The sequence below is a fragment of the Caproicibacterium sp. NSD3 genome, assembly GCF_053613275.1.
Window position 1 is genome coordinate 1,087,672 of record NZ_CM132119.1, and the last position, 13,217, is coordinate 1,100,888.

Annotated in this window: 15 protein-coding genes and 1 tRNA gene; 6 read left to right on the forward strand and 10 right to left on the reverse strand. The window is 39.1% G+C overall.

What is annotated here, in order from left to right; genetic code table 11:
- The first annotated feature begins 63 nt into the window (after positions 1-63).
- The 4 genes from ACVS9P_RS05385 to ACVS9P_RS05400 all read left to right on the forward strand — a co-directional run bounded on the left by ACVS9P_RS05385 (position 64) and on the right by ACVS9P_RS05400 (position 2,486).
- Complete coding sequence (locus ACVS9P_RS05385; protein WP_452104602.1) at positions 64-234, forward strand: hypothetical protein; 171 nt, start codon at positions 64-66, stop codon at positions 232-234.
- 324 nt (positions 235-558) lie between these two features.
- Positions 559-1,389, forward strand: a complete 831-nt coding sequence (locus ACVS9P_RS05390) for a hypothetical protein (protein WP_452104603.1) — start codon at positions 559-561, stop codon at positions 1,387-1,389.
- 56 nt (positions 1,390-1,445) lie between these two features.
- Entirely contained in the window at positions 1,446-1,850 is a 405-nt protein-coding gene (locus ACVS9P_RS05395) for a hypothetical protein (protein ID WP_452104604.1), read from the forward strand.
- Between the two features lie 195 nt (positions 1,851-2,045).
- Positions 2,046-2,486, forward strand: coding sequence for a Fur family transcriptional regulator (locus tag ACVS9P_RS05400; RefSeq protein ID WP_452104605.1), 441 nt, complete (start codon positions 2,046-2,048; stop codon positions 2,484-2,486).
- A gap of 42 nt (positions 2,487-2,528) precedes the next feature.
- On the opposite strand, the gene ACVS9P_RS05405 is transcribed toward ACVS9P_RS05400, so the two are convergent.
- Positions 2,529-3,341 carry a metal ABC transporter permease gene (locus tag ACVS9P_RS05405; protein WP_452104606.1) on the reverse strand — a complete coding sequence of 271 codons (813 nt, stop codon included), beginning with the start codon at positions 3,339-3,341 and terminating at the stop codon, positions 2,529-2,531.
- Position 3,342: 1 nt separating this feature from the next.
- Complete coding sequence (locus ACVS9P_RS05410) at positions 3,343-4,014, reverse strand: metal ABC transporter ATP-binding protein (RefSeq protein ID WP_452104673.1); 672 nt, start codon at positions 4,012-4,014, stop codon at positions 3,343-3,345.
- A gap of 120 nt (positions 4,015-4,134) precedes the next feature.
- On the opposite strand from ACVS9P_RS05410, the gene ACVS9P_RS05415 reads away from it, so the two are divergent.
- The gene (locus ACVS9P_RS05415; protein ID WP_452104607.1) at positions 4,135-5,085 is read left to right on the forward strand and encodes a metal ABC transporter substrate-binding protein; all 951 of its coding nucleotides are present in this window, start codon (positions 4,135-4,137) and stop codon (positions 5,083-5,085) included.
- 95 nt (positions 5,086-5,180) lie between these two features.
- Here ACVS9P_RS05415 and ACVS9P_RS05420 read toward each other — a convergent pair whose 3' ends face one another.
- From ACVS9P_RS05420 to ACVS9P_RS05455, 8 genes are all read right to left on the reverse strand, one after another.
- Positions 5,181-5,993 (reverse strand): TIGR03943 family putative permease subunit, encoded by an 813-nt coding sequence (locus ACVS9P_RS05420; protein ID WP_452104608.1) that lies wholly within the window; start codon positions 5,991-5,993, stop codon positions 5,181-5,183.
- Positions 5,990-7,576, reverse strand: a complete 1,587-nt coding sequence (locus ACVS9P_RS05425; RefSeq protein WP_452104609.1) for a permease — start codon at positions 7,574-7,576, stop codon at positions 5,990-5,992. The genes ACVS9P_RS05420 and ACVS9P_RS05425 overlap by 4 nt, the downstream gene beginning before the upstream one ends.
- A gap of 3 nt (positions 7,577-7,579) precedes the next feature.
- Positions 7,580-8,476 carry a CobW family GTP-binding protein gene (locus tag ACVS9P_RS05430; RefSeq protein ID WP_452104610.1) on the reverse strand — a complete coding sequence of 299 codons (897 nt, stop codon included), beginning with the start codon at positions 8,474-8,476 and terminating at the stop codon, positions 7,580-7,582.
- A gap of 222 nt (positions 8,477-8,698) precedes the next feature.
- Positions 8,699-9,793, reverse strand: coding sequence for an Acg family FMN-binding oxidoreductase (locus ACVS9P_RS05435; RefSeq protein ID WP_452104611.1), 1,095 nt, complete (start codon positions 9,791-9,793; stop codon positions 8,699-8,701).
- A gap of 82 nt (positions 9,794-9,875) precedes the next feature.
- On the reverse strand, positions 9,876-10,553 hold the full coding sequence (locus ACVS9P_RS05440; protein WP_452104612.1) for a TetR/AcrR family transcriptional regulator: 678 nt from the start codon (positions 10,551-10,553) through the stop codon (positions 9,876-9,878).
- Between the two features lie 216 nt (positions 10,554-10,769).
- A tRNA-Leu gene (locus ACVS9P_RS05445) sits at positions 10,770-10,856 on the reverse strand.
- Between the two features lie 191 nt (positions 10,857-11,047).
- Entirely contained in the window at positions 11,048-11,599 is a 552-nt protein-coding gene (locus ACVS9P_RS05450; protein ID WP_452104613.1) for a DUF1836 domain-containing protein, read from the reverse strand.
- A gap of 14 nt (positions 11,600-11,613) precedes the next feature.
- The gene (locus ACVS9P_RS05455) at positions 11,614-12,444 is read right to left on the reverse strand and encodes an AraC family transcriptional regulator (RefSeq protein ID WP_452104614.1); all 831 of its coding nucleotides are present in this window, start codon (positions 12,442-12,444) and stop codon (positions 11,614-11,616) included.
- 228 nt (positions 12,445-12,672) lie between these two features.
- On the opposite strand from ACVS9P_RS05455, the gene ACVS9P_RS05460 reads away from it, so the two are divergent.
- On the forward strand, positions 12,673-13,191 hold the full coding sequence (locus ACVS9P_RS05460; RefSeq protein ID WP_452104615.1) for an OadG family transporter subunit: 519 nt from the start codon (positions 12,673-12,675) through the stop codon (positions 13,189-13,191).
- Positions 13,192-13,217: the final 26 nt, after the last annotated feature.

Below are 13,217 nucleotides of genomic sequence, written 5' to 3' on the forward strand. Positions count from 1 at the left end.
GGGTCCTGCAAAGCAATTAGAATTGTTGGTACGAGTATAGTACAAGGTGAAAATTGCTGTACTTTGAGAATCGATTATCAAGTGCTTGATAAATTATGGAAATTAGAAGACCTTATCATTCTGGCAGTGAAACCAATCTCCGCCAGTAATACTGTTTGCGACCAGTTCAATCAGGGACATCAAATTGGGTCTTGCTCAAATGGCTGCTGCGATAGTACCCACTGTGACGGCTAAGTTTTTCAAGCAATTTATTAATTAATACATAGCCATTGGGGTTTTCTTCCGTTGTGGAATTACAAGGATTTCGCCGGAAGAAAACTTTTTTTAATTCTTTTTTCTAATTAACTACGAGCTTGTGTCATCAGTCAATCGCAGAAAGTCCAATATTAATATTTACCTTATAACTTTTTGAACCACAAAACATATATTATGAAAGAAGATTAATTAATTTTGTGATTGAATTTCATGAAAAATATTAATTGGGTTACGTATAAATCATGATGTTTATGATGCGTGCCTTCAGTGATATTTTGTTGAAATTTAAAAGGAGGCCTTTATATGTCAGAAGAACAAGCAAATCCAAATACGAATCCTTCCCCATTTAAAGTTGGTGCAACGGCAACTGGATCGGTAACGGTAAAAGAGGGGGAAGATCCTCAATCGATTCAGGCCATTAGTAATATGAGTATTGCTGATGTAGTGAAAGCCGTTGTAAAAGAATCCGCAGACAAACAATTTGCCAATGATGGGGAAAAAATAAAATATACCATAACTTTGCAGAATGATTCTTCTGTTGATCTATATGATGTTAAGATGATAAGCGAACTGTGCCCTAAGACGACTTTGGTGAAAGATTCTATTATTCCAATTCCTCAGACTGATGAAACGCTGGAAACCGGAATTTCTGTTACAAGTCCAAATGAAACTTCTGTTGGAAATGTCCCGAAGGGAACAGCAGCAGTATTGCAATATGAGGTAACGGTCAATGCAGGAGAAACCGGTGATATTGTGAACGAATCAATTGCTGAAATTAAGTTTAGGGACCAAATGGATAGTGAATATACCAGTAAAACAGAGTCAAGCACGGCTGTGACCAATATTGCGAAAGCTGATCTTCAAATAACTGAGACAGCAGATAAAACATTTGTAACAGAAAATAATGAAGAGATCATATTTGAATTAACTATTAAAAACACAGGAAACGTTACAGTCAATGACATTGTTGTTGTAAATCCGTTCCCAGACGGGATGAATTATAAACCAAACTCAACTTTAAAAAATGATACAAAAACTTTGAGTGATGAAAACCCTGCAAACAGCATTAATATTGGAAATCTTGACCCTGAACAAATTTACAAAATACAATTTAGTGTAACAGTGAATTTGTAAAGGGCAAGTAATCCACCGATCGTGAGGTAGGTGTCAACGTGCGAGAATTTATAAATATGGCTCATGTTAAGGGGCTGTATCACGGAAAGGATGTTGATTCGATCAGTAATCCCTGCAAAATCACAGTACAACGTAAATATCATAATATTTGCCAACATGTCTATAAAACTTTTCAAATAACCGATGCACGAAATGTTGAATTACGTGTTTACTATAATGGTGTGCGGCAGTTTGAATGGAATGATCTTACACTGCTTGCAGTCGGATATGAAATTTGCGTCAAGTATATTGACAGCGAAAACCATAGAAAAGTAATAAGCAATTATGGGAATACTTTGTTTTTTAGCCCGACGAATGCTTGCAAATACTTGCTGCGGATTCCGAATCCACCAAGTTGCGAAATTTTAAAGGATAAAGTGATAGCTGAGTTTCCTGTTATAGCGGCATTTTACAACATTTGAATAAGATCTTTTTAAAAACAATCAGTTAAGGCTGCCGTTATTCGGCAGCCTTTTATAATACAATAAAAAATGATCAGGTAAGAATGTATTGACGAAGAGTAATGAAAATGACATAATAAATATAGTAAATAGCGGAAGTGATGATTTTCTGTCCAACATTAGGAATTGTATATTATTTGTTAAGAGGTGAAAAATTTGCCAAATCAAAACGAATTTGAAAATTTATTGACAAATAGAAGTTTAAAAAGAACGAAAACAAGAATTCTGGTTCTTGAAGTTCTGAAAGATTCATCACCCAAAACGGTTGATGAAATTTTTTCTGTTTTATATCAAAATAACATTAAGCTAAGTTTGTCTACTGTTTATCGGACTTGTGAAACACTGACAGAGAAAGGAATTTTGTCGAAAGTAAATTTAACGGATGACGGTGTGGCTAGATATGAATATATGAAGTCTGAGCATACACATCATGCGATTTGCCTTGGCTGCAATAAAATCATTCCGATTGATGACTGTCCTTATGGTCAATTTGATCAGATCATGAAATCTAAATATGGGTTCGATGTCAAAAGTCATCATATTGAGATCTATGGATATTGTCAGGACTGTATTAGAAAAAGAGAAAAAAAGGAATAGATTGCTCTTTTGTGCCAAAGTGGGGGAAAAGAATGATGGATTTTATACTGCCTTCATTTTTATTTGAAATGCGATTCTTCGAACTAAAATGACAATTACGAGAACAGCGACGGAAACTAGGGCAGTAAATCCACCGGGTGCTACATTTAAGTAGTATGAAATAAACAGCCCGGATAAAATGTCTACAACGCTGAATATGATGGAAAAAACAAGCGTTAGTTTAAATCCCTTTCCAAGTTGCAGTGCAGTAGCGACCGGAAGAGCAATCATAGAACTTAATACCAGGACGCCGACAATACGGATCGAAACTGAAATTGCCGATGCGACAAGGATTGAAAACACATAATTAATCAATTTTACTTTGACTCCTGCTATTTTTGCGGCTTCTTCATCATAAGCAATATAGAGCATTTGATTGTATAGAAAAATGAGAGTACAAACAGAAATAATGCTAAGGACAAATACGGTGATCATATCGAATTCCGTAACAGTCAAAACGCTTCCGAATAAAAAGGAGTCCGCATTGGCATGAAGCTTTCCAGAACTGATAATTGTAATGGCAATGCCGACGCTGAGCGAAAGTACAATTGTTAAGATCAGATCGGTATATTTTTTAAAATAAGTCCGCAGAAATTCAATTAAAGCTCCGCAGATCGAAGTGAAAACAAAAGCGCCAAGAATCGGACTTTGATTGCACAATAATCCGATTGTAATACCGGCAAGGGACGCATGTGATAAAGTATCTCCTATCATGGAATATCGCCGGAGCACTAAAAAGATTCCGATACATGGACAAAGTATGGAAATGAAAACAGATACAAACAGAGCATTTTGCATGAAACTATAATTTAACATTCTAACGAATCCTTCCTAATTGTTCATTCTTTAAAAATTCGGCAGTATATTTTTCCGGAGTGCAAAGGTGGCCGTCCCCATTACTCAGATGATAAATCAGCGTAGAGTTTGAAATAGCAGCATCAAGATTGTGTTCTACAGAAACAATCGTGATGCCGTTTTTTTTATTGATGCTGGTAAGAAAATGATAGATTTCCTTCTGGCTGCCGATATCCACACCTGTAGATGGTTCATCTAAAATGAGCAGGTCAGGGTTTCCCATTAACGCTCGTGCAATGAATATTTTCTGGCTTTGTCCTCCTGAGAGGGTTCCCATTAAAGAATCCGTAAAGGAACTCATACCGACTTTTTGTAAGACGTCATAAATTACTTCTTTATTTTTGATTTTTAAAAGTTTTCGATAAGCATTCAGCATTTCATAAACAGTGATGGGAAAACTAGAATTTGAAAAATCATTTTTTTGAGGAACATATCCAATCCGTTTTGCTTGCGTAACAATGGTCCCTTTGGTTGGTTTTAGAAAACCTAAAATCAATTTCATAAGGGTACTTTTCCCACAGCCATTTTCCCCTAATATTGAGACATAGTCGCCGTCTTTTATTTCCAGGTCAATTCCGTTTAATAAGTACGGAGGCAAACCGGTATAGGAAAAATATAATTCGTTTGTTTGAATCGTAAAAAACACCCACCTTTAAATTTTATATCATTTTCTCTTGACAAAGATATTGTGTTAAGACTATTATATATGCAAATGACAGTCATTTGCAAGTAAAAATTTGGGGGTCAAAGCAAAATGTCTAAAAAAATAGTTGCCTTATTATTAAGTTTGCTTATTGTTCCGGCTCTTTCGGCCTGTGGCAGTACGAATAACAGTACCGCTGGGAGCAGTACTAGCAGCAGTAATGCCAGTCAGACAAGCACAACAGGAAGTGAAAAAGTTAAAGTATCTGTAACGTTTGACGCAATGAAAGAATTCACAGAAGCTGTCGGCAAAGACAGGGTGGAAGTTTCAACAATTATTCCGGATGGTACGGAACCGCACGATTTTGAGCCGAAAGCACAGGACCTTACCGGATTAAGTTCCGCACAAGTCTTTGTTTATAATGGCTTTGGCATGGAATCCTGGGCGGATCAGACAGTTAAGGCGGCCAATAATAAAAATTTGGTTGCAGTTGAAGCTTCCAAGGGAGCAACGCCGATTCAAAATACAGATGCCGATGAAATCAAAGAGCATGGACAATATGATCCTCATATTTGGATCAGTTTGAAAGGTGCTGAAACAGAGGCCGAAAATATTCGAGATGGATTAATAAAGGCAGATCCCGCATCCGCTGATTATTTCAAACAAAACTGTGATGATTTTGTTTCGCAGTTGGAAAGTCTGTATTCAGAATACAATACTAAATTTCAAGCTGCTCAGAACAAGAGCTTTGTAACCGGACATGCCGCTTTTGCTTATTTGTGCAGAGACTTTGGACTAGAGCAAAACAGTGTGGAAGACGTATTTGCAGAAGGAGAACCAAGTGCGCAGAAGTTAGGGGGACTTGTGGACTACTGCAAAAAGAATAACGTAAAAACAATTTTTGTTGAAGATATGGTCAGTCCTGCTGTTTCTCAGACACTTGCTGATCAGGTTGGCGCAAAGGTTGAACAAATCTACACGATTGAAAGCAACGAGGATGACAAGACCTATCTGGACCGCATGAAATCAAATTTGAGTGAAATTTATGATAGCTTGTCCTAGTAAAAATAAACCAATTTATAATTAATCGCGTAAAAAGCACCGTAAGCTGTAGCTTTCGGCGCTTTTTTTATTTTATGATGAATTATGATAAAAAATCAATAATAAGTAAAATAAATATAATCGTTGCTGGCTTTTTCTGTTTTTTCTATTTTTGTAACATAGCATATTGGTATTGTCTGATTTTTATATTGTTCAATTTTAATTTTTCCTGTAACCCATACCCATTCGTTATCTTGATACTGCGTTACCGCATCACCTCTGCATAGAACACCGCATGGCTGCAAATCGGCGGTGCAGCAGACCATGGCATATCGTACAGGAACCATTTCGTTTTTTGCAAAGTCTTTCATTCGAAAGACTTGTCCTTTGAATTTTAGTGTCTTTCCATCGTATTGATTCATGTTCTGATTAATATCCTGATACCAACTTGCAAATTGTTCATCCTGAATTGTGATGATCCCGTTGCTGTCTTCTTTTGGAAGGAAAAAGGCAGAGGATGTTGCAGCTTTTCCAATATTATTTGAAGAAGTGCTGCCTTGGATAATAGTCCCGTTATTCTGCGGTGAGCTTCCAGCAGAAGTTGTTGTTGTTCCTACGGTGGAGGTGCTGCCAAATGAAATGGCTTTGTTTTGCACGGTTCCCGCCGGAATTAAAATGACAAATAAAATAGGGACAAAATACAAAAAATATTTTCCGGGTTTGGCATTATGCTTTGGAGTAAATGCGGCAGGCAAGAATATGCTCGAAATGATCAGCAAAGCGATTGCCGCAAACCAAAGATAGCCGTTCATACGAGGGTGTACGTAATCGGCGACTTTGTCCGAAATTAACGCATAAAAAAGCAAAGCGGATAACGAAAAGCAAATGATTGACTCCAAAAGTATTTCTAGGTTTATTTTTTGTTTCATAATGCCCTTCCTTTCAGCAGTAAGGAAAGCAGCAGAAAAACGAAAAGACCAGTGACAAAAAGGATTCCTGCAAGACGAACTACAAATTCTTTTTTAAAGTTGGCGCCCAGAAGAAACAAATTGGCTAAATCCAGCATAGGACCCATAACAATGAAAGTGAGTACGGCAACCGGCGGAAATATATTTAAAAAGCTTCTTCCGATAAATGCGTTCGAAGTAGAGCAGACCGACATAAAAAATGCTGCCAATAACATCAGGAGAATTGGGACAATCATAGCCATAACCGTCCCCGTACTTTGAAACAGAACTGCCGGTGTCGCTTGCTGAAGAACAGTACATAAAAAGGAACCGACAATCATATAGCGACCCATCCCAAGAAATTCCTGCCCTGCAATTATGAAAACAGATTCTATTTTCCCCAACTTTCCGGAATGTGGGGGAGGACAGCTAATTGTCCCGCAGGAACAGGTCGCCGGAGATCCGCCGGAGAGAACAAGCGAGGCTTCTTGGTGGGTCAGCCTTAAAGTCAAACCAGCAATCAGGGAAATGAGAAGACCGAAACCAATCCGGTAGAGTACATATTGTGGTTGGCCTGGAAAGGCATATAGGGTAGATAAAATAGTAATGGGGTTGACTGCCGGTGCTGCAAGCATAAAGACCATCGCTTCCTCTAAAGGGACGCCCTTTTGCGTTAGCCTCGACGCGATCGGTACAATACCGCAGTCGCAAACGGGAAGGAAAAATCCGAGAATCATTGCAATCGGAAATCCAAGCCATTTATGTGCAGTAAACAGTTTGACCAGCGTTTTATCGGGGAGAAACACTTGCAGTAAAGCAGAAACAAAAGCTCCGATCAACAGAAATGGAACAGCCTGCATCAGGATACCGATAAAAATCATGTTTATGCTTTGAATGAATTTATAAGACTGCGATGAATGAAAAGCGACTGCTAACAGGATACAAGTACAAACAAGCAGAGCAGAAAAAATCAGTTGGTAACTTCTTTGCTGGGATCTATTCTTTTTGGATATTTCAGGGTCAAATAGTCCTTTGAAAAAAGAATCCTCCATTTCTTTGTCAAAAGAAACGAAAGCGGAACGATTCAAATTTCGAATTGTACTTTTTAATCGCTTTGCATTCCCTGAAACACGGTTAAAAAGCACTGCGTCAGCATTGCTGAGTTGATTAGCCATCAGTCCACCGGTATTCTTGATGTAAAAATCAAAGGTAGAAGCGTCGGCACAAAAAAAGATTTGGTTAATTTTATAGTCATTGGGCATTGATAGGGAAAGCAGTTTCTCGATTGGCCAGGTTCCGTTATATTCGATAAGTATGAGATCTGGGTTTACTTCCAACTTGATTTTATAAAAAAGTTCAGAGCATATTTTTTCCTTCTGGTCGATCTGCTTTAATAGCACGTTTTTATTTTTCATAATTGACAGACATAATTCAGTTTCTCCGTCCTCACACTGTAAAACCAGAATTTTCCCATAATTTTCGAGGTGCTCCTGCTCTAAAAGGTGCTGAATCCGTGTCGTTTTTCCACTTTCTAAGAATCCACAAAATACTTCAATTTTTGTCATAAATCATACCTGAAATAATGCGGCGAGTCCGAGCTTATCTAGATTTTCTCCGATGACGCAGATTCGTCCTGTGAAATCCGGTTCTGCTTTTTGAATATTCTTTTCGTCAGGCACATAGTCAAATTGACACCAGTTACCGTCGTTTAAAGCAACCAACCCTTTTGCACGAAGAATAGTCCCATATTTAGACAATGATTTTAGTGCGGATTCCAGAAGGTCAGGAGAAAAAAGATTTGGCGTTTCCACACCCCAGACTTCAAAAACATCATCATGCTGATGATGTTTTTGAAGTTCTTCTTTTTTGATCAAGAGCGGGATGCCATCTTCAGCGATCTCCATCATTCTATCAGCCGACATTTGCTCCCACGGCGTTGTGAGGATGACAGCTTTCGGATTATGCTGCCGAATGCTTTTTACTGCATCCTGCAGTTGACTAGGTTCAGCTTTTTGTGTCCGGCTCAAAAAGATCGTATTTGCGTTTTCGATCTGGTCAAAAAAGAATTCAGAAAAGTTCTTCGCATACATTTTGTATTTCAGCGCATTTACAACCGTAATGCAAAAGTTAATCCCAGCTTTTTCTTGGCAGGGGAGAAGAATTTCCGAAAGCTTTCCTACGCCGGAAGGCTCAATTAAAATTTGGTCTGGATTATATCTGTGAATCACTTCTTGTAGTGCATTACTAAAATCTCCTGCAAGGGTACAGCAGATGCAGCCTGAATTAATTTCACGAATCTGAACTCCGGTCTGTTTCAAAATCTTGCCATCTATACCGACTTCGCCAAATTCATTTTCAATGAGTACAACTTTTTTATTTGACAGACTTCCTTTTAATAGCTTTTGTATCAAAGTCGTCTTTCCGGCTCCCAGAAATCCGGATATAATTCCGATTTTTGTATCCATGTGTCCCTCCAAGTTTCGTGTAAAATTTTTTTAAACTAACGTACATGCAAATGCAATCCATTATCATTTAGTAAACTTAGCACTTTTTTCTCATGATGTCAAACTTGATAGGAACCCGATTATTGTTTGTACGATTCATATTTACTAATCCTCTCGGATGTGGACATAAAAACGGCCCCCCACATTTGTGAGGAGCCATATTTATACAGGTTGATTCCTATATTAATCAGGTCTTATAAGGCTTTGCACGTCACACCGCATACTCAGTGGAACACTTTTTGTAGCAACACCAACGCGAAAGAGCATCTGCACGGTACTGCCATCCGGCGCATAGGCTTCTTTAAATTCGGTATAGGGAGATTCCATCTCAGGATACTCCTCCAATACCTGGCTTAGAGGCTGCATCGCTAAGCCAAGTGTATGCCCGGTCAGTACCAGTTTGCTGTAAATCATTCCGCTTTCAACCTGCTCGAGACGACTATTTCCAGAGGTTATGATCATAGCGTATGCCGGAGTATGTTCGATGGATGTTTTGGTGGAATTAATAAAATTTTGAGATGCGGATTTTCCAGTGTTCATGGATGGAAAAAGCGTAACCAGTCCCTGCAGAATATTTTTCATAAAGCCGGAAGTGCCTTGTCCTTCCACCGAATAACCGTAGCGGTATTCATTTTTCTGATATTCGTTCGCCCGGAAGATAGCATTTGATTCGTCCATCACACGAGTGACACCTGCCTCAATCGTTGCGCTTTGCAAAGCAAACTTGCCGATATTGCTGAGATTTTCCTGATCTTGATACAGCTTGATGGAAACGTTACTCATAGAGGAAAGTGGTTTGAGAGCCGAGACCTGCGAGTCCGTTAGCTTTTCCGGTTGATAGGCTTCTCTGTTGGTATCCGGCAGAAAAAGGGTATCATAAAGCGCACTGCTTTCGGGCTGTGTTTTTGTAAGCGTAATCTTTGCAACCGGCTTTGAATCCATGCTCTCTGTAAGATGGGATTCGTCGTATGTGCCGTCGGGGAAAAGAGCAATATTCGCGTGATAACCTTCTTCTTCACCCGTTACGGAGACATATTCGAGAAAAGTTCCCTGTGAAATCATCATCTGCCGGGCGTATGGATCGACTTCTTTGGTTGTGCGCGAGCTGTCGGCATAAAGATAGAATACCATAGGGTTGGATTCGTCAAGGCTTATTTTCCATGGCTGCATATTATGATTGCTTGCGGCAAGCAAACCGGCGGCTGCAAGGCGTACTCTAGGATCAGAATACTTTTCAGCATAATTTTTTGACCAAGGTTCCATATACGTTTGTTTCATAGATCCTCCGCTAATACAGTAAAGTATGGTTACTAAGATGAGACATAGCACAGCAATGCCGATTAAAATAAATTTTCCGATTTTAAGAGCTTTTTTCATCTTGATTTTCTCCATTTCTGTCGATCAGTTGCATAATCAACTGAAAGGATTCCGATATGAACTCATTGGAATCAACACCATGGTAATTTTTTAGATAATCGCCTTTTTTCTTTCCCGTGTTGTAAACTCCGATGGTACATGCCCATAAAATTAATGCAGCTTGTTCGGTATCGAGCCCACTGCGGAGGGTTCCTTGTGCAACGCCCTTTTGCAGTGCGCGGAAAAGATATCCGAAAATTATTTCGCCCAACCGATAGCATTCCGCCTTGGATTCGTCCTTCACACTAGTTTGATCAGCTGAATCCTTTGTTTCATATTCCATGATTGCTTTAAAATATTCCGGACAATCTCGGCTGAATTCAAAAAAAGTAAAAAAAATGTTGTGCAATTCGTCCAAGGCGTTCCGTGGCGGTTTTGAACTGAAGCTGTTTTCGATCATTTGAATGAGCAGTCGGTACCCTCTGATCATGATCTCAAAATAAATTTGTTCCTTGCTGTTAAAATAGATGTAGACAGTCCGTTTGCTGAACTCTGCCTCCTTGGCAACTTCATCCATCGATGTATTTTCAAACCCTTTGGAAAAAAAGACTCGCTCTGCAGCGTCGATAATATCTTTTCGCTTGATTTCTTTCTCTTGTTGCTTTCTGTCATTGTATCCCATTCAATGCACCTCAAATTTCACACTATTGCAATTAAGTAAACTGTGAGTTTACATTATTATATAATTAAATATCCTTATTTGTCAATCCCTAAATGATGCCTACAAGTTGGCAGTTAGAGCATATGCATCCGGATGGTTGAGCTGCAACATAGGGAATTCTTTTCATAAAAAAATCGTTTTGATAGAAATAATTGCTCATTCCTATCAAAACGATTTTGGTGCCGCTGACCAGACTTGAACTGGTACGGTATTGCTACCGAGGGATTTTAAGTCCCTTGTGTCTGCCGATTCCACCACAGCGGCATATCTACCATGGTGGCAAATATGAAATTATTATAGCATAGCTTTCATTTAAAATCAATTCATTCTTGCATTTTTTTGAATGTCTACTTATCCGACAAGAAAGACAATGAATGCAAGAATTTTTCAAATGGCTAAATTTAATTTCTGTTCCATGTACATCTTGATATTCTTTTAGCTAATCGTTTTGAAAGCTATTTGTTAAGATTTTTTTCGGTACTCCCTTTTTGCTGTTCGCTCAAGATTCGTTCGGCTGCAACCCTGCGGGCATCCGCCTCAATTGAAAGGTCCATTGCAAGTTTTGTCAATGCCGAATCCCCTTCTTTGGCAGCACTGTCAACTCTTTTGCATACTTCTTCAATTGATGCTTTCTGCGCTTTGCAAAAAGCATCGTAGAGATCACTTTCACATTGAGTGTCAAGTGATGTTTTTAAAAGAGCATGAATATCTTGAAGGGAAAGAACTTGTTTTAAAAGACAGACAATTGTCAAAAGAGCGAGGTGGGAACGATTATATTTTTTGGATTCTGGGCGCGGTAAAACCCCCGCTTTTACATAGTTGTTAATCATACTGGAAGAAAGCAGTCCTGCATGTTCATCCCGTTCAAATAGAGAAAGTTGTTTTTCCATAAAAGTAAGGACTTGATCCATATAGAGATAAATTTCAGGAAGTCGGTCCCATGCGACTGCTTGATAATTTTCAATTTTTTGAGACCATTCGGAAATTCGCTCGATTGGTTTGCTCATTTATGTTTCCTCCTCTATGATTGGATTCTTCTAGTATATTGGCTGGGTGGGAATCCCATATGCTTTTTAAAAACCCGGGAAAAGTACAGCGGATCAGAAAACCCAACGGAATATGCCGCTTCGCCTACACTTAACTTTTTCTCTTTTAAGAAAAAGATTGCTTTCTGCAGACGATAATGGGTCAAATATTCGTTGGGCGGCATTTTCAAATATTGGACAAAGAGCCGATAAAGATGGCTGCGGGAAATTTCTGCGCTTGCCGCAATTTGGCCGATTCCAATCGGCATGGAATAACTGCGGTCAATAAAGCGCATTGCTTTCTGCACGTAGTGAAATCCGGATTCACAAGTATCTGCCTTTTTTCCAAAGTGATCCATCAAATAGGATAGAAACCACAAAAGACAACTTTCCATCTTTGCTTCGGCACTATCACCAGACCCTGAGACTGAAATGATTTTCATGATCAGATCTTTACAGGCATTTTCTTTCCCGCAATCAAAAACAGGGTCTCCTCCCAGAAGACCGGTCTGCTCCATCAGATGGGGAGCATCACTTCCATTAAAACCAACCCAGCAGTATTCCCATGGAAAATCCGAATCCGCACGGTAAGAAGCAATTACGTTTGGCTTTACCAGAAATACTTGTCCGGCAGAAAGGTGCCAACTCTTTCCCTCGGCAGAAAAAGTACCGTGTCCACTGACAATGTAATGGATTAAATAATGGTCACGAATAGCAGGCCCCCAAGAATGATTGGGGGCACAGCGCTGAATCCCACAGCTGTAAACGGCAAGCCCAAGATTATATTTACTGCCTTTAAATGAATGGCGAAATTCATCACTTGTCATTTTAAAAACTGCCTTTCATGGTTTTATAAATTTTATTATAGCATTTTTTTAAAAAGAATCAATGAAAAATAGACAATTTTACTTTGAAGGGTGAAGAGGCCTTCAGGACTTTAAAATAGAATTTCATTGAAATCATTTGCAGAATCGGTTATAATAAACGCGGTTCTTTTTTTAATCACAACACACAAAATTAATTTGCCTAACATTATTTTTGGGGGTAAAAAGTGTATGAGATTAGAGTCATCAGTAAATGAGGATCAGATTGCAGTTACCGTTTTATTAACTGGGATTGTGATTGTTTTTGCTGTTTTGCTTCTTTTACTCTTAGTGATGAAGGCGTATTCAAGCGTACAGAAGCTTAAACAAGATTCGGAGGAATCTGAAATTTGCGAAGAGCCAAAAAAGAGTTCCATTCAAAAGGGAAGGGGGGAACCATCCGTGGCAGTTCAGACAATGAATCGGCCTGTTACCTCAAATCAGCAAGTTTCCGGAGAAATTTTGGCGGTCCTTTCTGCAGCAGTGCAGACGGAATTAGCGAGTTCCCAGGAGGCAAAGATTCCTGGAGAAGTTTTGGCAGCAATTTCGGGAGCAGTTTATACAATATTTGGAGCAGAAGTTGCAGTGCAGAACGTAAGTCGTTCAGTAGAACCGCAGAAATCCGATAGACGTCAGGCAGAGCATAAGAGCCGTCGTTCACGTTCAACATGGGCTCAGGCGGGTATTTTCCAGAATACGCGTCCGTTTTAATATATTTAAGAGACCTTGTTTCTATC

Excerpts from the sequence above, each read along its gene's own strand:
- ACVS9P_RS05420 (WP_452104608.1), bottom strand. The coding sequence starts at position 5,993 with ATGAAACAAAAAATAAACCTAGAAATACTTTTGGAGTCAATCATTTGC.
- ACVS9P_RS05460 (WP_452104615.1), top strand. The coding sequence starts at position 12,673 with ATGAGATTAGAGTCATCAGTAAATGAGGATCAGATTGCAGTTACCGTT.
- ACVS9P_RS05440 (WP_452104612.1), bottom strand. The coding sequence starts at position 10,553 with ATGGGATACAATGACAGAAAGCAACAAGAGAAAGAAATCAAGCGAAAA.
- ACVS9P_RS05425 (WP_452104609.1), bottom strand. The coding sequence starts at position 7,576 with ATGACAAAAATTGAAGTATTTTGTGGATTCTTAGAAAGTGGAAAAACG.
- ACVS9P_RS05395 (WP_452104604.1), top strand. The coding sequence starts at position 1,446 with ATGGCTCATGTTAAGGGGCTGTATCACGGAAAGGATGTTGATTCGATC.
- ACVS9P_RS05405 (WP_452104606.1), bottom strand. The coding sequence starts at position 3,341 with ATGTTAAATTATAGTTTCATGCAAAATGCTCTGTTTGTATCTGTTTTC.
- ACVS9P_RS05415 (WP_452104607.1), top strand. The coding sequence starts at position 4,135 with ATGTCTAAAAAAATAGTTGCCTTATTATTAAGTTTGCTTATTGTTCCG.
- ACVS9P_RS05455 (WP_452104614.1), bottom strand. The coding sequence starts at position 12,444 with ATGACAAGTGATGAATTTCGCCATTCATTTAAAGGCAGTAAATATAAT.
- ACVS9P_RS05435 (WP_452104611.1), bottom strand. The coding sequence starts at position 9,793 with ATGAAACAAACGTATATGGAACCTTGGTCAAAAAATTATGCTGAAAAG.
- ACVS9P_RS05450 (WP_452104613.1), bottom strand. The coding sequence starts at position 11,599 with ATGAGCAAACCAATCGAGCGAATTTCCGAATGGTCTCAAAAAATTGAA.
- ACVS9P_RS05390 (WP_452104603.1), top strand. The coding sequence starts at position 559 with ATGTCAGAAGAACAAGCAAATCCAAATACGAATCCTTCCCCATTTAAA.
- ACVS9P_RS05430 (WP_452104610.1), bottom strand. The coding sequence starts at position 8,476 with ATGGATACAAAAATCGGAATTATATCCGGATTTCTGGGAGCCGGAAAG.